Genomic DNA, 18,196 nt, shown 5'->3' on the forward strand with positions numbered 1-18,196 from the left:
CTGCGCACCACCGCGGCGATCATCGCGGTTCCTCGCCGGTGCGGTGCGCCGCGTCCCTGGCCTGCTCCGCCCAGGACCGCCACGGCCCGCCGCCGTGTGCGGGCTCGGCCCACGGCGGATCGCTGCGCACCAGGCGGGTGCCGCCGTCGGTGAGCCAGCGGTGCAGCAGCCGCACCTCCTCGGCGTGCGCGCCGCGCAGTGGCCCCGGCCCGGGCAGCACGGTCTGCGCGCTCCGCCGCAGCGACTCCACCTCCGGCATCGGCCGCACCCCGCGCGGTGCGTTCCCGGCGGCGGCCAGCCGGCCGTGCCGGACGACGGCGAGCTGCCAGCCGCCCGCACCGTCCGGCCGGGCACCCACCACCTCGTCCAGACGGGCCAGCGCCGCGAGGGTGCCCGCGCGGTCGATCCCGGAGGCCAGGTGGGCCAGCCGGTCCCGGGCGCGGGCCGCGGCCTCGTAGCGCCCCTCGGCGGCCCGGGACACGACATCGGCGGCCAGCGCCCGCAGCGGCGCGTCGTCCCGGCCGGTGACCAGGTCGTGCCAGGCGTCCACCGCGGGCCGGTACTCCTCGGCGGGCTGCAGGCCGGCGCACGGGGCGGCGCACCGGCCCAGCTCGTGCAGCGCGCACGGGGTGGCCGCGGGGTTGCGGGCCGGGATCCGGATCGTGCACCGGCGCAGCGGCACCGCGTCGAGCGCGGCGTCGAGCACGTCGGTCGCGCCGCGCCGCGAGGTGAAGGGGCCGAGCGCACCGGGCCGCGGCGTCGCGACGACCGAGAGCCGCGGGAACGCCTCCGCGGTCGGCGCCACCCACCAGACCCGGCCGGGGTTGCGGGAACGCCGGTTGTAGCGGGGGCGGTGCGCCGCGATCAGCCGCAGCTCCCGCACCGACGCCTCCAGCGCGTGCGCGCAGACGACGGTGTCGACCCGCTCGGCCTGGGCGACCATGTCGCGCACCCGGCGCCGCCGCTCCCCGGCGGTGAAGTACGAGCGGACCCGGCGGTGCAGGTCGCCGCTGGTGCCGACGTAGAGGACCTCGCCGCGACCGTCCCGGAACAGGTACACGCCGGGGGCGGCGGGGACGTCCTTCGCGAGGTGCCTGCGCCGGCGCTGGGCGGTGGTCGGGCGGTGCGGCGCGCGGTCGCGCACCAGCTGGAGCAGCTCCTCGATGCTCTGCACGCCGAGGTTGCCGATCCGCTCCAGCAGGTGGTGCAGCACCTCGACGGTGGCCCGCGCGTCGGTGAGGGCGCGGTGGTCGGGCGTGGTGGCGCAGCCGAAGTGCGCCGCGAGCGCGCCGAGCCGGACGCTCGGGCACTCGGAGTGCGGCAGCACGGCGCGGGCCAGCCGGGCGGTGCACAGCACCGGAGGCGACGGCCACGGGCGCTCCTGGCGTTGGCAGGCGGCCCGCAGGAACCCGGTGTCGAACGGCGCGTTGTGCGCGACCAGGACCGATCCGCGCAGGTGGTCGAGCACGCCGGGCAGCACCGCGCCCAGCGGTGGCGCCCCGGCGAGCATCGCGTCGGTGATCCCGGTGAGCCGGGACACGTCCGGCGGGACGGGAGTGCCCGGCGCCACCAGGGTGGACAGCTCGGCGAGCCGCTCGCCGCCGCGCACCGAGACCAGGCCGACCTCGGTGATCGCATCCGTGCGGTGGCTGCCACCGGTCGTCTCGAGATCGACGACGCAGAACGTGACGTCGCGCAGGGGGGTGCCCAGCTCGTCGAAGGTGAGCTGCGGGGAGCAGGTGGTCACGGCCGGACGGTAGCGCCGGGGTCCGACAGTATGTTCGAGTGCGCCGGTCCCGGTGGCCGCGCGGCAGTATGGTCGACCCCGCGCCGGCGGAGAAAAATCCGATCGGGACGGGCGGAAGCGGCTCCGGCTTGATGTTCCGCGACGATTCTGCGGGCCGGGGCGTCGGTCACCGATCGGGCACGGCCGGCCACCGGCCCGGCGCGGGCGGCGGCGACCCGACACGGTCGGAGATAGCCTTGACCGATGGCGCACAACGACGGAGAGCAACCGGGGCCTGCGGTCCGCGGCGCCCCGTCGGGCCCGGAGCCCGCCGGGGCCCCGTGCGCGGGCCCGGAGCCCCGCGACGCCGCGGCCGCGCCGGACGCTGCTGCCCCCGCGGACGCTGCTGCCCCCGCGGACGCCGAGGACTGGCCGCCGCTGACGGCGCCGCTGCGCTCCCGGCTCGCGGAGATCGCCGGCACCGCCCTCGCCGGGATGCCGGCGGCGGACGTGCCCGGCCCGCTGCGCCGGTTCGCCCGGTTCACCCCGGCGAAGCGGGCCCGGCTCGGCGGCCAGGCGCTGGTCGCCCACCTCGAACAGGATCCGGCGTTCCGGGCGGCCGTGGTCGCCTGGTGGGCCGAGAACCGGGCGGGCGAGCTGGAGCTCCCGCCGGCCGGCGCCCCGGACGACGGCACAGCCACCGGACCGGGCCCGGCGGGATCCGGTGCGGGCTCCGCTGCGGGCGCCGACGGGGACCACCCGCCGCTACCCGCCCCGGTCGACAAGCTGGACGCCGCGGCGGTCGCCCTGCTCACCGGTGATCCGCTGGCCGCCCGGCGGGTCGCCGAGGCCGAGCAGACCGGTGACCTGTCCTCGCTGCGGGCCGAGCGCGACGAGGCCATCGCGAAGGTGGAGAAGGTCACCGCCGAGCTGGAACGCGCGCAGGCCGAGCTGGCTGAGGAGCGCGAGCGGGTCAGGTCGGTGGTGACCGAGCACCAGGCCGAGTACCAGCAGATGCGCCGCCGGGTCAGTGAGCAGGGGGCCCGGCTGCGGGCGGCGCTGGACGCGCGGGCCGAGCTGGAGGCCGAGGTGGCGACGCTGCGCGCGGGCGCCGACGACCGGCTGGCCGCGGCGCGCGCGGACGCCGAGCGGGAACGGGAGCGGGCCGCCGCCGAGCGCAGGCGGGCGGACGCCGCGGCGCGCGAGGTCGCGGCGGCGCGGCAGGCGGCGCGCGAGGCCCGGCGCGGCGACGAGGTGCGCCTCGAGCTGCTGCTCGACACGGTCGGCGGCGCGATCGCCGGGCTCCGCCGCGAGCTCGACGTCGGGGCGGGCGGCCCGCGACCGGCCGATCTCGTCGCGGGCACGGCGGACACCGCCGCCGGCGCGACCGGCGGCCGGGCCGGGCTGCCGGTCGACGGTCTCGCGGCCCTGGACACGCTGCTCGCGATGCCCTCGGTGCACCTGATCGTCGACGGCTACAACGTGAGCAAGACCGGGTACCCGGACCTGCCGCTGGCCGACCAGCGCACCCGCCTGGTCGGGCAGCTCGGCGCGCTGGGCGCGCGGACCGGCGCCGAGATCACCGTGGTGTTCGACGGCGCCGCGGTCAGCGCGGCCCCGCTGCGCGGCGCCCGCGGCGTGCGGGTGCTGTTCAGCGAGGCCGGGGTGATCGCCGACGACGTGATCCGCGATCTGGTCGCCGCCGAGCCGCGGGGCAGGCCGCTGCTCGTCGCGACCTCCGACCAGGAGGTCGTCCGCTCGGTCCGGCGCCGCGGCGCGCACTCGGTGCCCTCCGCGGTGCTGCTGCGCCGGCTCGGCGGCTGACCGGCACGCCCCGCCGGCGACGGGCCCGGGCCGGTCGCGCCGGGCTCAGCCGACATCGCGCTGCCGGGGCGGCACCACCGGCATCGGCAGCATCGGGCGGGCCGGCTGCTGCGCCCGCCCGGCGCCGGCCTCCACCAGCCGCAGGTGCGGGATCAGCCCCTGCTCGGCCAGCACCTGCAGCGCGCGCCGCTCCGGCTCGGAGAACTCCAGCGGCCCGCTCGCCGGGCCGCCTGCGTGCTCGGCCCGGACCGGTGTGCCGGGCAGCTCGCCCGGCACGTCGACGGGCAGGTAGGGGATCGGGCGGTCGATCTCGGGCACATCCATGAGGACCCCGATCACACAGTCGCCACAGGCGGTGTCGCGCACCTGGCAGCGGTCGCAGTCGACGATCATCACGCCTCCTTCTGGGTCGTACCGGTGGGTCGTCGATCGATCACCGCGGACGCTAGGGGAGGGGGCCGACAGAAACGGCCCACCGGACCGCTGCGGGGACCCGGCAGATCTTTTCGTTGCCGATCCGTAACCGGAGACGTTCCCGCTCGTTCACCTGGACAGCACGACCTCCTCACCGGCCGTGTCGACGGATGGTCCCCCGCCACCCGGACGGCCGAGTCGTGGAGCCCACCCCGAGGGCGACACGGCGGACCGGTGCGGAGCGCGGTTCGTCCGCTCCCCGAGAGCCGGACGGCGGCCCGCATCCCCGACGCGTCCCCCCGCGTGCGGCGCCGCCGTCCCGGCCGTCCCCGTCCCGGACCTGCCCGGCCCGGACGTGCCCGGCCCGGGCCTGCCCGTCCCGTGCCGTTCCCGGCCCGGGCACGCGCACCGGCCGTCGGACGCCGTGCGCACCGGCCGCCGACCACCCGGGATACCGTCGCGGACGTGCCCCGCACGCTGCTGGTGACCAACGACTTCCCGCCGCGCACCGGCGGGATCCAGAGCTACCTGCACGATCTCGCCCGCGCGCTGCCGCCCGGTGAGCTCGCCGTCTACGCGCCGGACTGGGCCGGCGCGGCGGAGTTCGACGCCCTCGCCCCGTTCCCGGTGCACCGCCATCCCGGCCCGCTGATGCTCCCCGTGCCGGACGTGGCCCGCCGCGCGGTCCGGCTCGCCCGCGGCCACGGCGCGGAGACGGTGTGGTTCGGCGCCGCCGCCCCGCTCGGCCTGCTCGGGCCGCACCTGCGCAGGCGGGCCGGGATCGGCCGGGTCGTCGCGAGCACGCACGGGCACGAGGTCGGCTGGTCGATGCTTCCCGTGGCCCGGCAGGCGCTGCGCCGGATCGGGACCGACGCCGACGTCGTCACCACCGTCTCCCGCTGGACCCGGGACCGGATCGCCGCCGCGTTCGGGCCGGACGCCGCGCTGGAGCCGCTGCCGCCACCGGTCGACACCGACCGGTTCGCACCCGATCCGGCGGCCCGCGCGGAGATCCGGGCGCGGTACCGGCTGGGTGAGGCGCCGGTCGTCAGCTGCGTGTCCCGGCTGATGCCCCGCAAGGGCCAGGACACCCTGGTCGCCGCGCTGCCGCTGCTGCGCCGCCGGGTCCCCGGCACCCGGCTGCTGCTGGTCGGCGGCGGCCCGTACCGGGACCGGTTGCACCGGCTCGCCGCCCGGCACGGAACGGAGGACGCGGTGGTCTTCACCGGCCGGGTGCCTGCGGCCGATCTCGCCGCGCACCACGCGGCGGGGGACGTGTTCGCGCTGCCCTGCCGGACCCACCTGGGCGGGCTGGACGTCGAGGGGCTGGGCATCGCGCTGCTGGAGGCCGCGGCCGCCGGGCTACCGGTGGTCGCCGGCGACTCCGGCGGCGCCCCGGAGACGGTCGCCGAGGGCGTCACCGGCCACGTCGTGCCGGGCCGGGACCTCGCGGCCCTGGTGGACCGGCTGGCCGGGCTGCTCACCGATCCCGCCCGGGCCCTGGCGATGGGCCGGGCCGGGCGGGACCGGGTGCGGCGGATCTGGGGTGGCCGGGCCGCGGCGGCCCGGCTGCACGCCCATCTGTCCGGACGGACGGCGGCGGATCAGCTCCGCTCGGCGGCCGCCCCGGAGTAGAGGGCCTCGATCTCGCCCGAGTAGGTGTCGACGACGACCTTGCGCTTCACCTTCATGGTCGGCGTCAGCTCGCCGCCGGCCTCGCTGAAGTCGGCGGGCAGGATCCGGAACTTGCGGATCTGCTCGGCCCGCGACACCGCCTGGTTGGCCTCCTCGACCGCGGCGGCGATCTCGCCGCGCAGCTCCGGGTCGTCGACCAGGTCGGACGCGGACCCGCCTGCGCCCTCCGGCTTGCCGTTGCGCTCGCGCCAGCCGGGCAGCGCCTCCGGGTCGATGGTGACCAGCGCCGAGATGAACGGCTTCTGGTCGCCGACCACGATGCACTGGCCGACCAGCGGGTGCGCCCGCAGCCGGTCCTCGAGCACGGCCGGGGCGACGTTCTTGCCGCCCGCGGTGACGATGATCTCCTTCTTCCGGCCGGTGATCGTCAGGAAGCCGGCGTCGTCGAGCTCGCCGATGTCGCCGGAGTGGAACCAGCCGTCGTCCTCCAGGGCCTCCTTCGAGGCGTCCTCGTTGTGCCAGTACCCCTGAAAGACGATGTCGCCGCGCAGCATGACCTCGCCGTCCTCGGCGATCCGGACCGCGCAGCCCGGCACCGGGCGCCCGACCGAGCCGACCCGCTGGGCGTCGAGGGTGTTCAGGGTGATGCCCGCGGTGGTCTCGGTCAGGCCGTAGCCCTCGAGCACCGGCAGCCCGATGCCGCGGAAGAAGTGGCCGAGCCGGGCGCCGAGCGGGGCCGAGCCGGACACGGCGGCGGTGACGTTCCCGCCGACCGCGGCGCGCAGCTTGCCGTAGACGAGCTTGTCGAACAGCGCGTGCTTGGCCTTGAGCACCAGACCGGGGCCGCCGGTGTCGATCGCCTCGGAGTAGGCGATCGCGGTGTCGGCGGCGGCGTCGAAGATCCGGCCCTTGCCGTCGTTGTGCGCCCGCAGCCGCGCGCCGTTGTAGACCTTCTCGAACACCCGCGGCACCGCGAGCAGGAAGGTCGGCTTGAACTCGGCCAGGTCGGGCAGCAGGTTCTTCACGTCCGGGCTGTGCCCGACCACGGTGCGGGTGGTCAGCGCGCCGCACTGGATGACCTTGCCGAACACGTGCGCGAGCGGCAGGAACAGCAGCACCGAACCGCCGTGGGCGAGCAGGTCCGGGATCGTCGAGGCGATCGTGCGGCACTCGCTGAGCAGGTTGCGGTGGGTCAGCTCGCAGCCCTTGGGCCGGCCGGTGGTGCCGGAGGTGTAGATCAGGGTGGCGAGGTCGTCGGCGCGCACCGCGTTGCGGCGCTCGTGCACGACGTCGTCGGCGGTGTCCGAGCCCAGCCCGGTGAGCTGCTCGACCGCGGACGGGCTGTCCGGCGCGGCACCCGAGGGCTCGATCTGCCAGACGTGCCGGAGCTCGGGCACGTCGGCCCGGATCTTCTCGACCGACGCGGTGTGCTCGGCCGTCTCGACGACGATCCCGACCGCGCCGGAGTCGGCGAGGATCCAGGAGATCTGGTCCGGCGAGGACGTCTCGTAGATCGGCACGGTCACCCCGCCCGCGGCGAGGATCGCGTAGTCGAACAGGGTCCACTCGTAGCGGGTCCGGGACAGCAGACCGATCCGGTCACCGGCCTGGACGCCGGCCGCGATCAGGCCGGCGGCGACCCGGGTGACCTGCTCGGCGAACTCGGCTGCGGTGATGTCGCTCCACACGCCGTCGGCGCCCTTGCGGCGGTAGAGGACGTCCGCGGCATGCTGCGCGGCGTTCTCGAAGACGGCATCGGAGACCGACTCGTCGGCACCCACGGACACCGTGGCGGGGACGCTGTACTCACGCACGGGGATCGACCTCCTGGCGGCCTCGACAGGCAAAATGCGGTCGGCGGCACGCATGCCGACCTGCTGGGACACGAACCTACCGTCAAGTAGGGTCCGAGTACATCGACTCGGGCATAACGGATACGGAACGGACCCGTCCGGCCGTATCGACGGCGGCACGGTACCCCTGTCGGCGGACCGTGGGCAGGGTGGCACGCTGACCGTCGTGCCGAGCGCGTCACCAGTGCAGCCGGGCCGGTCCGTGCCCCCGTCGGTGGACGTCGTCGACGAGACGTTCCTGGCCGTCCCCCGTGAGCGGGTGGCCGCCGAGTTCGCCGACCCGGCCCGCTGGCCGTCCTACTGGCCGGACCTGGAGCCGGAGGTCGCGCACGACCGCGGCCCCGCCGGGATCCGCTGGACCGTCACCGGCGCGCTCACCGGGACCATGGAGGTCTGGTGCGAGGAGGTGCTCGACGGCACCGTCCTGCACTGGTTCCTGCGCGCGTCGGCCGACCGGCCGGACGGCCGGCGCGCGGCTCGCAGCCGCGCCGAGTCCGACCGGCGGCACCGCGCGTTCAAGGCGCACGCGTTCGCGCTGAAGCGCCGGCTGGAGGCCGGGCGCCGGGCCGGCGTCGCACCGGACGGGGGTCGCTGAGTGCGGCTGCACGTCGTCTCCGACGTCCACGGCAACACCCGTGCCCTGGCCCGCGCCGCGGACGGCGCGGACGGCCTGCTCGTGCTCGGCGACCTGCTGGAGTTCGTCGACTACCGGGACCCGGACAACGGCATCATCTCCCGGCTGCTCGGCTCCGGGATCGCCGCCGAGTTCGGCCGGATGCGCCGGATCGGCGCGCCCCGCGCCCAGGTCCAGGGCCTGCTCGAACGGTCCTGGAGCCGGTTCGCCGATCCGGCCGCCGCCGTCGTCGAGGCGGTCACCGCGCAGTACGCCGAGATCTTCGGCGTGCTCGGCGGGCTGGACGTCCCGGTCTGGGCGATCCCCGGCAACGTCGACATGCCCGAGGTGTGGCCGGACGTCGACGGGGTGGTCCGCGCGGACGGCCGGGTGATCGAGATCGGCGGCCGCCGGATCGGTTTCCTCGGCGGGGTGCCGCTCCCGCCCGGCGTCGATCCGCGCCGGAGCGGACCGTGGCAGCCGCACTTCCTGCGGCACGAGGACTGGACCGCCCGGCTCGACGCGCTCGGCCCGGCCGACCTGCTGTGCACGCACGTCCCGCCGGACCTCCCGCTGCTGACCTACGACGTCGTCACCCGGCGGGGCGAGATCGCCAGCCTGCCGCTGGCCGCCCGGATCCGCGGCGAGCAGCCGTCGCACGCACTGTTCGGGCACGTCCACCAGCCGTTGCACCGGCGCACCCGGCTCGGCCGGACGGAGTGCGTCAACGTCGGCCACTTCCGCGCACTCGAGCGGCCCTGCGTGCTGCACCTGTGAGCACGGGATAGCCTCCCGCCATGGCCGACGCGACCACCTCCTCGATCCACATCGACGCCCCACCGGACCAGGTGATGGCGGTGATCGCGGACTTCGCGTCGTACCCGGAGTGGACCGACCAGATCACCGCGGTCGAGATCCTCGACCCGGGCAGCGGCGACCGTGCCTCCCAGGTGCGGTTCTCGATGGACGCCGGCGCGATCAAGGACTCGTACACACTGGACTACACCTGGGCCGACGACGACCTGTCCGTCTGGTGGACGCTGGTCAAGGGCGGCATCCAGCGCGCGCAGGACGGCGCCTACCGGCTGGAGGCGGACGGTTCCGGCACCACGGTCACCTACGAGCTGTCCGTCGAGGTCAACTTCCCGATGATCGGGATGCTCCGGCGCAAGGCCGAGAAGGTGATCATCGACGCCGCCCTGAAGGGACTGAAGCGGCGCGTCGAGAAGGGCTGAGGCCCGCCTCCGCGATCCGCTTCGGCGGGTCAGGCGGAGCCGGTGTCGCAGCGATCGTTACGCTCCGCGGCGTGCGCGTCGTGCTGTTCACCGGCAAGGGCGGGGTCGGCAAGACCACCCTCGCCGCGGCCACTGCCGCGCTGCTCGCCGGGTCCGGCCGGTCCGCGCTGGTGGTCTCGACCGATCCCGCGCACTCGCTGGGCGACGCGCTGGACGCCGAGCTGGGCGCCGATCCCACCCCGGTCGCGGAGAACCTGTGGGCCGCGCACATCGAGGCCCGGCACCTGCTCGAGGGTGCCTGGGGCGAGCTGCAGGGCCACCTGCGCACGATGCTGGCCGGCGCCGGGGTCGACGAGCTGGTGGCCGACGAGCTGACCGTGCTGCCCGGGGTGGAGGACCTGCTCGCGCTGGTCGAGGTGCAGCGGTTCGCCGACTCCGGTGAGTACGACGTGGTGGTCGTCGACTGCGGACCGACCGCGGAGACGCTGCGGCTGCTCACCCTGCCCGAGGCGCTGTCGGGCTACCTGGAGCGCCTGTTCCCGGCGCACCGCAGGGCGGTCCGCGGGCTGGTCGCGAACCTGGCGGGCGCGAAGAACGACGGCGCAGGCTGGGAGCGCACGGTCGCCGCGCTGGGTGCGCTGGCCGATCAGCTCGCCGGGCTGCGCGGGCTGCTCGCCGACCGCTCCCGGACCTCGGTCCGGCTGGTCCTCACCCCGGAGCGGGTGGTCGCCGCGGAGACCCGCCGCACGCTGACCGCGCTCGCCCTGCACGAGCTGCGGGTGGACGCGCTGATGGCGAACCGGGTGATGCCCGGCCCGCCGCCGTCGCTGCGCGGGCCGGCCGCCCGCTGGCTGCGCGAGCGGGCCACCGAGCAGCAGGCGGTGCTGGGCGAGCTGGAGCAGCTCGCCGCGGACGTGCCGGTCACCGCGGTCCGCTACACCGCCGCCGAGCCGACCGGCGTGGGGTCGCTGCGCGAGCTGGCCCGCTCGATCTACGGCGACCGGGACCCGGCCGGGGCGCCCGAGGAGCGCGCGCCGCGGCCGCTGATGGAGCTGCGCCGCACCGCGGGCCAGGGCGTCTCCGCCGACACCGAGTTCGAGCTGGACGTCGCGCTGCCCGGCGCCGAGGACGCCCCGCTGGACCTGGCCCGGGTCGGCGACGACATGGTCGTCGGGATCGGGTTCTCCCGGCGGATGGTGTCGCTGCCGTCGGTGCTGCGGCGCTGCGAGGCCACCGGCGCCCGGCTGGAGGGCACCGGCGCGCACGCCCGGCTGGTGATCACCTTCGTGCCCGATCCGGGCACCTGGATGACCTCGTGACGGCCGGTTCCTGCGGCACCCACGGCGGCTTCCCGGACGACCTGCGGGAGACCGCGCTGCACCTGCTCGAACGGCTGCGGGTCGCGCTGGAGCCGGTCGCCGGCGGCGCGGGCACCGAGCCGGCCCCCGGCGCCGCCGGCTCCTGCACCGCCTGCCCGGTGTGCGCGCTGCTCGCCGTGTTCCGCGGCGAGCGGTCGGAGCTGGCGGAGTCGCTGGCCGGGCACGCGACCGGGCTGCTCGCGGTGCTGGTGGCGGTGCTGGAGCAGGACGGCGCGCCCGCCCGGTCCGGCGGGCCCGGCCGGTCCGGTGAGCACGGCCGGCCCGGCGAGCACAGCCGGTCCGGCGAGTCCGGCCGGCCCGACGAGGGCGGCGCCCCGAACGGCAGGCCCGGCCAGAGCGGCCAGCACGGTCACACCCGCCCCGGGCACGGCCGCCCCGGCACCCGGACCCACGGCGGCCGGTCCGTGCAGCGGATCGTGGTGCACCGGACATGACCCGCGCCCTCACCGTCGGCGTCGACGTGGGAGGGACCAGCGTGCGGGCCGGGGTGGTCGGCGACGACGGCGAGGTCCTGGACACCGTCTCGGCCCCCACCCCCGGCACCGACGACGCGCTGGAGGCGGCCATCGCCGGCGCCGTCGACGAGCTGCGCGGCAGGCACCGGGTGTCCGCGGCCGGGCTCGCGCTGGCCGGGTTCGTCGACGCCGGCCGCGGGCTGGTCCGCTACGCCCCGCACCTGTCCTGGCGGGACGCCCCGGTCGCGCAGCGGATCTCGGAGCGCCTGGGCGGGCTGCCGGTCGTCGTCGAGCACGACGCGAACTCGGCCGCGCTGGCCGAGCGCCGGCACGGGGCCGCCGCGGGCGCGTCCGCCGCGGTGCTGATCGCGCTGGGCACCGGGATCGGCGTGGCGCTGCTGCTCGACGGCGAGCTGTACCGCGGGGCGCACGGCGTCGCACCCGAGTTGGGGCACCTGCGCGTCGTCCCGGACGGCCGGGCCTGCCCGTGCGGCAAGCGCGGCTGCTGGGAGCGCTACTGCAGCGGCACCGCGCTGGCCGCGACCGCGCTGGAGCTGATCTCCGGGCCGCACCCGCCCGGCCCATCGGCGCTGGCCAGGGAGGCCGCGCGGGACCCGGGCCGGATCACCGGAAGGCGGGTCGGCGCGGCGGCCCGGGAGGGCGACCCGATCGGCCGGGCCGCGATGGCCGAGCTGGGGCACTGGCTGGGGGAGGGGCTCTCGCTGGTCGCCGACGTGTTCGATCCGGACCTGGTGGTGATCGCGGGCGGGGTGTCGGCGTCCGCGCCGCAGTTCCTGGACGCGGCCCGCGAGCACTACGCACGGATCGCCACCGGCGCCGGGAACCGGCCGCTGGCCCGGATCCGCACCGCGCAGCTCGGCGCGGCCGCGGCCGTCGTGGGCGCGGCGACGCTGGCCAGGGAGGCCGTCGCCGGCCCGGGGGCCGGCTAGAGCCGGGAGCCGTCGTCGTGCGGGTCCGGGCCGTCGTCGCCCGGCTCGCCGGTCCACAGCCGCAGCACCAGCCAGGTCAGTCCGGCCGCCATCAGCACCAGCCCCAGCGGGAGCGGCCAGCTGCCGCCCGCACCGATCAGTCCCGGCGAGATGCACAGCACCAGGCCCAGCCCGATCAGCCCGCCGCCGACGACGGCGGGCGGGCCCGGCCGCGGCAGCGGCGGCGGCTCGGGCGGGTGGTAGTGGTCGTCGTCCTCGGTCTCGGCCGACGGGCCCGGCCGGTGCACCGGGCGCTCGCCGGGCTGCACCGTGGGCTCGGCCGGCTCGGCGCGCTCGCCGGGCCAGTCGGGCACCGAGCCCTCGTCGCGCCATCCCGCGACGATGGACTCGAAGTCGTCCTCCGGTCGGTCTCCCCGGCCGCGTGCTGGGTCCATGCCCGTCCTTCCCGGCCCCACCGGCGCATGCCGGGCCATCCTGTCACGCCCCGCCGCCGGGCCGCACCGGGCCGGGCAACGCCCGGCCGGGCGCGGGCACGGCCCCGTTGTGGGGAGCACCGAGGGCTCCGTAGGCTGTCGCCGGAAGTCGTAGGGAGGCAGCGCAGGGTGCTGTACTGGTGGTCCAAGTTCGTGCTGCTCGGCCCGCTGATGCGGGTCTTCTGCCGACCCGAGATCGTGGGCGCCGAGAACGTGCCCGAGCGCGGGGGTGCGATCCTCGCCAGCAACCACCTCGCGGTGGCCGACTCGTTCTTCCTGCCGCTGATGCTGCCGCGGCGGGTCACGTTCCTCGCCAAGCGCGAGTACTTCACCGAGCCCGGGATCCGCGGCTGGCTCAAGAAGCAGTTCTTCACCGGCGTCGGCCAGGTCCCGGTGGACCGCTCCGGCGGCTCGGCCGCGCGGGCCGCGATGGACACCGCGGTCCGGCTGCTCGGCGAGGGCAAGCTGCTCGGCATCTACCCCGAGGGCACCCGCTCGCCGGACGGGAAGCTCTACAAGGGCAAGACCGGCGTCGCCCGGATGGCCCTGGAGGGCGGCGTCCCGGTGATCCCGGTGGCGATGGTCGGCACCGACAAGGTCAACCCGATCGGCTCGAAGATGTGGCGGCCGCGCAAGGTCCGCATCGTGATCGGCGAGCCGATCGACTTCTCCCGCTACGAGGGCATGGCCGGCGACCGGTTCATCGAGCGCTCGATGACCGACGAGATCATGTACAACCTGATGGAGCTGTCCGGGCAGACCTACGTCGACCTCTACGCCGCCTCGGTCAAGGAGCGGGCCGCCACCGGCTCGCCGCCCCCCGCGCCGGCCCGGCCCGCCCCCCGTCGTCCGGACGCGAACGTGCCCGACTCCCGCGCCAGCTGAGCGGCCGGGTACACAGGTCCCACCATGCGCTTCTTCTACGACTGCGAGTTCATCGAGGACGGCACCACGATCGACCTGGTGTCGATCGGCGTCGTCGGCGAGGACGGCCGCGAGTTCTACGCCGTGTCCACCGAGTTCGACCCGGACCGCGCCGGCAGGTGGGTCCGCGCGAACGTGCTGCCCAAGCTCCCCTCGCCGGCCGACCGGGCGTGGATGTCGCGGGCCCGGATCCGCGACGAGCTGCTGGAGTTCTGCACCTCCGCGCCGGGCGACGTCGAGCTGTGGGCCTGGATCGCCGCCTACGACCACGTTGCGCTCTGCCAGCTGTGGGGCGCGATGCCCGCGCTGCCCCGGCCGATGCCCCGGTTCACCCGGGAGCTGCGCCAGCGCTGGGAGGACGCGGGCCGCCCCACGCTGCCCCCGCCGCCGCGGGACGCGCACGACGCGCTCGCCGACGCCCGGCACAACCTGCGCCGCTGGGAGGTCATCGCCGAGGCGCTCGGCACGGGGGCCGGGGCGCCGGCACCGATCGCACGGGCCTAGTCTGGGTGTCGTGAACTGGTCCGTCGACGCGCCGATCGACGTCCTCCCGGAGCTGCCGCCGCTGCCCGCGGACCTGCGCTCCGCGCTGGACGACGCCCTCTCCCGCCCCGCCCAGCAGCAGCCCGAGTGGCCCGAGCCGTCGCGGGTGGGTGACGTCCGGAAGGTGCTCGAGTCGGTCCCGCCGGTCGTGCTCCCGCCGGAGGTCGACCGGCTGCAGTCGCGGCTCGCCGACGTCGCCAACGGCGAGGCGTTCCTGCTGCAGGGCGGCGACTGCGCGGAGACCTTCGTCGACAACACCGAGCCGCACATCCGGGCGACCATCCGGACGCTGCTGCAGATGGCCGTCGTCCTCACCTACGGCGCGTCGATGCCGGTGGTCAAGGTCGGCCGGATCGCCGGCCAGTACGCCAAGCCGCGCAGCTCCCCGGTCGACTCGGCCGGGCTGCCGTCCTACCGGGGCGACATCGTCAACGGGCTCGCGCCGGACCCGGCCGGCCGCATCCCGGACCCGTCCCGGATGATCCGCGCCTACGCCAACGCCTCGGCCGCGATGAACCTGGTCCGCGGGCTCACCGCGACCGGCATGGCGGACCTGACTAAGGTGCACGACTGGAACAAGGACTTCGTCCGCACCTCCGCCGCGGGCGTCCGCTACGAGGCGGTCGCCGCCGAGATCGACCGCGCCGTCCGCTTCATGGACGCCTGCGGCGTGCGCGACCACAACCTGCACCAGGTCGAGTTCTACGCCAGCCACGAGGCGCTGCTGCTCGACTACGAGCGGGCGATGCTGCGGCTGGACCTGGAGCGGGACCAGACCGGCGGGGAAGCCCCGAAGCTCTACGACCTGTCCACCCATTTCCTCTGGATCGGCGAGCGCACCCGCCAGCTCGACGGCGCGCACGTCGCGTTCGCGGAGCTGCTGGCGAACCCGATCGGCATGAAGATCGGCCCGTCGACGACGCCCGACCAGGCTGTCGAGTACGTCGAGCGGCTGGACCCGCTGAACCGGCCCGGCCGGCTGTCGCTGATCTCGCGGATGGGCAACGACAAGGTCCGCGACGTGCTGCCGGCGATCGTCGAGAAGGTCACCGCGTCCGGGCACAAGGTCATCTGGCAGTGCGACCCGATGCACGGCAACACGCACGAGGCGTCCACCGGCTACAAGACCCGGCACTTCGACCGGATCGTCGACGAGGTGCAGGGCTTCTTCGAGGTGCACCGCTCGCTCGGCACCCACCCGGGCGGCATCCACGTCGAGGTGACCGGCGAGGACGTCACCGAGTGCCTGGGCGGCGCGCAGCGGATCTCCGACACCGACCTGGCCGGCCGCTACGAGACGGCGTGCGATCCGCGGCTCAACACCCAGCAGAGCCTGGAGCTGGCCTTCCTGGTCGCGGAGATGCTGCGCGGCTGAGTAGTCCTACCGGGCAGCGTGTCCGCTTCGTCCGGCTACTGTCGCCCGCGTGACGACCTTCCACATCGTTCTCCTGGGCATCGCGGGGATCATGGGTTACCTCGCGTACCAGCGGTTCCTGCTCGCCCGGGAGAACCACGAGCGGTGGACCCGCGGCCTCGGGGCCGCCGAGGTCGGTCTCGCCGATCTGGTCGAGATGGCCGGGGCCGCGTCGGCCCAGGTGGGCCCCGGGGCGTTCCGCCAGGTCGTCACGCTCACCGGAGTCGCCGAGGGGGAGACCCGCGCCGCCCCGCTCAGCGGCGCGGACTGCCTGTGGTTCCGGGAGCGGACGCTGCGCCGCTACCGCGGTGACAAGGGCACCGAGACCGAGGTCGTCGGCGACCGCCGCGGCGGCACCCGGTTCACCCTGCGCGACGGCGACGCCGTCGTCACCGTCGACCCGGTCGACGCCCGGGTGGACCTCCCGATCGCCGAGCGCCGCGAGGACGGCCCGGACCCGGACGAGGGGATCGACCTGGGCCTGCTGCGGATCGGCTCGGGAACCCAGGGCTACGAGCGCACCGAGTGGCGGATCGAGCCGGGCGAGCGGATCACCGTCATCGGGGAGGCCCGGTGCGCGGCCGGCGGGGTGCGGGTCGCGGCGGGCCCGGAGCAGCCGCTCACCCTCACCACCGCGGACCGCAGCGACCATCTCGACGCCGAACGCCGGCGCAGCCGGGACGCGATCCGCTCCGCGGCCGGGCTCGGTGCGGGCGCCGTCGTGCTCGCAGTGCTCGCGTTCCTGGTGTGACGGGCGGGCCGGCCGGGCTCAGAGCACGGTCAGGGTGATCGTGTCACCCGGCTCGGCGTCGCCGGCGGACGGATCCTGACCGACGACGCGGCCGTCCCGGCGGCCGAACGGGAAGCTCCGGTCGATGTCGACGTCGAAGCCCTGCGACTCGAGCAGCTCCTCGGCGTCGTCGGCGCGCATGCCGATCACGAACGGCACCGAGGTGGTGTCGGATTCCTCGTCGCTCGGCGGCGGCGGTGGCGGGGCGGGCTCCGGGCCGCGGCTGGTCACCAGGGTGACGGCGGAGCCGCCCGGCAGCCGGGTGCCCGCCGCCGGATCGGTCCGGATCACCGCGCCGCTGGGCACCTCGGCGCTGAACTCCTCGGCGGCCGTCGAACGCACCGGGGTCAGACCGGCCCGGCGCACCGCCTCCTCGGCGGTCTCCACGGCGCTGCCGGCCGGGACGTCCGGAACGGCGGGCCGGCCGGTGGAGACGACGAGGGTGACCGACGAGCCGCGCAGCACCCGGGTGTCCGGGGCCGGATCGACCGAGGCGACCAAGTCGGCCGCGACGTCGTCGTCGGCCTGCTCGGTGATCGACGGGGTCAGGTCGGCCTCCGCGACCAGCGCCGTCGCCCGGTCCCGGTCCAGCCCGGTGACCGCGGGCATCGTCGTCCAGCGGCCCGAGCCGAGCCACCACGCCCCGGTGCCGGCCAGCGCGGCGAGCACCACCAGCAGCACCATCCAGAGCGTGAAGACGCGGCGGCTGCGGCGCCGGTCCGCGCGCAGGTCGGCCGCCGACAGCGCCTCCGGCTCGCTCGCCGGGGTGACGGCGGTGCCGTGCGCGCCGACCAGGGCCTGCGCCCGGGTACCGCCGGGGCCGCGCGGCTCGGCACCGGTCGCCCGGTGCCGCCGGGGCCCGGCCGGGAGGGTCGCGCCGTCGTCGACCGGCGGCGGGCCGGGGGGCCGCGGCACGCCGGCCCGGGGCAGCCCCAGCCGGTCGGCGACCTCCAGCAGCTCGCGGCGGAAGTGCTCGGCGTCGACCGGCCGCTCCGCGGGATCGCGGGCGGTCGCCCGCGCGACGAGCGCGTCCACCGCGGGCGGCAGGCCGGGCACCGTCGCCGACGGCGGCGGGACGTCCTCGTTCACGTGCCGGTAGGCCACCGACAGCGGATTGTCGGCGGTGTAGGGCGGGTGGCCGGTGAGCATCTCGTAGAGCACGACACCGGCGGCGTAGACGTCGCTGCGGCCGTCCGCGCGGCCGGACACGACCTGCTCGGGGGAGAGGTAGGCCATCGTCCCGAGGATCATCCCGGCGTGGCTGATGCCGGCCTCGGCGGCCGCGGTGAGCAACCCGAAGTCGGCGACCTTCACCTCGCCGGACGAGGAGATCAGCACGTTCTCCGGCTTCACGTCGCGGTGCACCATGCCGAGCCGGTGCGCGCGGGCCAGACCGGCCAGCACCGGCTCCAGCACCCGCACCGCGGCGGACAGGCCGAGCGCGCCGCGGGCCCGCAGCACGTCGCGCAGCGTGCCGCCGTCGACCAGCTCCATCACGACGAACAGGCTCGGCTCGCCGAGCGGCCCGGCAGGCACCGTGCCGCGGTCGTACACCGCGACCACGGCCGGATGGTCGATCCGGGCGGCGAGCCGCGCCTCCCGGTCGAAGCGGGTGCGGAACGCGTGGTCCCCGGCCATCCGGGGGTCCATCACCTTGATCGCCACCGCACGCTCGAGCCGGGTGTCGGTGCCGTGGTAGACGGTGGACATGCCGCCGCGGGCGAGGACCGGCCCGACCCGGTACCGGCCGTCGAGCAGGGCGGGGCCGGGGCCGTCCGCCATCACCGGACCGGCCCCATCCGGCGTGCCGGGATCGACCGGTCCGGACGGTGCGCTCACGCCGGGAAGGCTACTTCAGCGACCCTTACCCGCCGTCCGGGTGGGTACGGCACGCCGAGCGTCCGCCCGCGGACGGTGCGTGCCCGGCCACCGCGCGCGACACGGCCCGGGTCCCGGAGTGTGGGGTGC

Annotated in this window: 17 protein-coding genes; 12 read left to right on the top strand and 5 right to left on the bottom strand. The window is 76.2% G+C overall.

Annotated features, from left to right (window positions below; translation table 11 throughout):
* Positions 1–19 precede the first annotated feature (19 nt).
* Positions 20–1,747, bottom strand: coding sequence for a DEDD exonuclease domain-containing protein (locus tag ACVJO7_RS09290; protein ID WP_491672519.1), 1,728 nt, complete (start codon positions 1,745–1,747; stop codon positions 20–22).
* A gap of 243 nt (positions 1,748–1,990) precedes the next feature.
* Here ACVJO7_RS09290 and ACVJO7_RS09295 point away from each other — a divergent pair, with 243 nt between their 5' ends.
* Positions 1,991–3,550 (top strand): NYN domain-containing protein, encoded by a 1,560-nt coding sequence (locus ACVJO7_RS09295; protein ID WP_491672520.1) that lies wholly within the window; start codon positions 1,991–1,993, stop codon positions 3,548–3,550.
* A 45-nt stretch (positions 3,551–3,595) separates the two neighbouring features.
* On the opposite strand, the gene ACVJO7_RS09300 is transcribed toward ACVJO7_RS09295, so the two are convergent.
* Complete coding sequence (locus ACVJO7_RS09300) at positions 3,596–3,943, bottom strand: hypothetical protein (RefSeq protein WP_344018758.1); 348 nt, start codon at positions 3,941–3,943, stop codon at positions 3,596–3,598.
* Positions 3,944–4,429: 486 nt separating this feature from the next.
* Here ACVJO7_RS09300 and ACVJO7_RS09305 point away from each other — a divergent pair, with 486 nt between their 5' ends.
* On the top strand, positions 4,430–5,599 hold the full coding sequence (locus ACVJO7_RS09305; protein ID WP_491672521.1) for a glycosyltransferase family 4 protein: 1,170 nt from the start codon (positions 4,430–4,432) through the stop codon (positions 5,597–5,599).
* Here ACVJO7_RS09305 and ACVJO7_RS09310 read toward each other — a convergent pair.
* The gene (locus ACVJO7_RS09310; RefSeq protein ID WP_491672522.1) at positions 5,569–7,413 is read right to left on the bottom strand and encodes an AMP-dependent synthetase/ligase; all 1,845 of its coding nucleotides are present in this window, start codon (positions 7,411–7,413) and stop codon (positions 5,569–5,571) included. The two genes, ACVJO7_RS09305 and ACVJO7_RS09310, sit on opposite strands and share 31 nt — an antisense overlap.
* Before the next feature lie 205 nt (positions 7,414–7,618).
* Between ACVJO7_RS09310 and ACVJO7_RS09315 the strand changes: the two genes are divergently transcribed.
* From ACVJO7_RS09315 to ACVJO7_RS09340, 6 genes are all read left to right on the top strand, one after another.
* Positions 7,619–8,047: a polyketide cyclase / dehydrase and lipid transport gene (locus tag ACVJO7_RS09315; RefSeq protein ID WP_491672523.1), complete on the top strand. Its 429-nt coding sequence runs from the start codon at positions 7,619–7,621 to the stop codon at positions 8,045–8,047.
* The gene (locus ACVJO7_RS09320) at positions 8,048–8,842 is read left to right on the top strand and encodes a metallophosphoesterase family protein (RefSeq protein ID WP_344018767.1); all 795 of its coding nucleotides are present in this window, start codon (positions 8,048–8,050) and stop codon (positions 8,840–8,842) included.
* Between the two features lie 20 nt (positions 8,843–8,862).
* Positions 8,863–9,300, top strand: coding sequence for an SRPBCC family protein (locus tag ACVJO7_RS09325; RefSeq protein ID WP_344018769.1), 438 nt, complete (start codon positions 8,863–8,865; stop codon positions 9,298–9,300).
* A gap of 71 nt (positions 9,301–9,371) precedes the next feature.
* Positions 9,372–10,619 carry an ArsA family ATPase gene (locus tag ACVJO7_RS09330; protein WP_491672524.1) on the top strand — a complete coding sequence of 416 codons (1,248 nt, stop codon included), beginning with the start codon at positions 9,372–9,374 and terminating at the stop codon, positions 10,617–10,619.
* Positions 10,616–11,113, top strand: coding sequence for a hypothetical protein (locus ACVJO7_RS09335; protein ID WP_491672525.1), 498 nt, complete (start codon positions 10,616–10,618; stop codon positions 11,111–11,113). Before ACVJO7_RS09330 ends, ACVJO7_RS09335 begins: the two co-directional genes overlap by 4 nt.
* Entirely contained in the window at positions 11,110–12,084 is a 975-nt protein-coding gene (locus tag ACVJO7_RS09340) for an ROK family protein (RefSeq protein ID WP_491672526.1), read from the top strand. Before ACVJO7_RS09335 ends, ACVJO7_RS09340 begins: the two co-directional genes overlap by 4 nt.
* Here ACVJO7_RS09340 and ACVJO7_RS09345 read toward each other — a convergent pair.
* Positions 12,081–12,518, bottom strand: coding sequence for a DUF308 domain-containing protein (locus tag ACVJO7_RS09345; protein WP_491672527.1), 438 nt, complete (start codon positions 12,516–12,518; stop codon positions 12,081–12,083). The two genes, ACVJO7_RS09340 and ACVJO7_RS09345, sit on opposite strands and share 4 nt — an antisense overlap.
* Before the next feature lie 168 nt (positions 12,519–12,686).
* On the opposite strand from ACVJO7_RS09345, the gene ACVJO7_RS09350 reads away from it, so the two are divergent.
* Genes ACVJO7_RS09350 through ACVJO7_RS09365 form a run of 4 tightly spaced genes read left to right on the top strand, consistent with a single transcriptional unit; the run spans position 12,687 to position 16,189 of the window.
* Positions 12,687–13,442 (top strand): lysophospholipid acyltransferase family protein, encoded by a 756-nt coding sequence (locus tag ACVJO7_RS09350; protein WP_491672528.1) that lies wholly within the window; start codon positions 12,687–12,689, stop codon positions 13,440–13,442.
* A gap of 24 nt (positions 13,443–13,466) precedes the next feature.
* Positions 13,467–13,985: a polyadenylate-specific 3'-exoribonuclease AS gene (locus ACVJO7_RS09355; RefSeq protein ID WP_344018783.1), complete on the top strand. Its 519-nt coding sequence runs from the start codon at positions 13,467–13,469 to the stop codon at positions 13,983–13,985.
* 10 nt (positions 13,986–13,995) lie between these two features.
* The gene (locus ACVJO7_RS09360; RefSeq protein WP_344018786.1) at positions 13,996–15,399 is read left to right on the top strand and encodes a class II 3-deoxy-7-phosphoheptulonate synthase; all 1,404 of its coding nucleotides are present in this window, start codon (positions 13,996–13,998) and stop codon (positions 15,397–15,399) included.
* Positions 15,400–15,448: 49 nt separating this feature from the next.
* Positions 15,449–16,189: a GIDE domain-containing protein gene (locus tag ACVJO7_RS09365; RefSeq protein WP_491672529.1), complete on the top strand. Its 741-nt coding sequence runs from the start codon at positions 15,449–15,451 to the stop codon at positions 16,187–16,189.
* Between the two features lie 18 nt (positions 16,190–16,207).
* On the opposite strand, the gene pknB is transcribed toward ACVJO7_RS09365, so the two are convergent.
* On the bottom strand, positions 16,208–18,067 hold the full coding sequence (gene pknB / locus ACVJO7_RS09370) for a Stk1 family PASTA domain-containing Ser/Thr kinase (protein WP_491672530.1): 1,860 nt from the start codon (positions 18,065–18,067) through the stop codon (positions 16,208–16,210).
* Positions 18,068–18,196: the final 129 nt, after the last annotated feature.

Source organism: Pseudonocardia sp. DxW, assembly GCF_058448985.1.

What these genes read in the sequence shown, in the direction of transcription:
- ACVJO7_RS09355 (WP_344018783.1), top strand. Translation starts at nt 13,467, where the DNA reads ATGCGCTTCTTCTACGACTGCGAGTTCATCGAGGACGGCACCACGATC.
- ACVJO7_RS09295 (WP_491672520.1), top strand. Translation starts at nt 1,991, where the DNA reads ATGGCGCACAACGACGGAGAGCAACCGGGGCCTGCGGTCCGCGGCGCC.
- ACVJO7_RS09325 (WP_344018769.1), top strand. Translation starts at nt 8,863, where the DNA reads ATGGCCGACGCGACCACCTCCTCGATCCACATCGACGCCCCACCGGAC.
- ACVJO7_RS09300 (WP_344018758.1), bottom strand. Translation starts at nt 3,943, where the DNA reads ATGATCGTCGACTGCGACCGCTGCCAGGTGCGCGACACCGCCTGTGGC.
- ACVJO7_RS09345 (WP_491672527.1), bottom strand. Translation starts at nt 12,518, where the DNA reads ATGGACCCAGCACGCGGCCGGGGAGACCGACCGGAGGACGACTTCGAG.
- ACVJO7_RS09340 (WP_491672526.1), top strand. Translation starts at nt 11,110, where the DNA reads ATGACCCGCGCCCTCACCGTCGGCGTCGACGTGGGAGGGACCAGCGTG.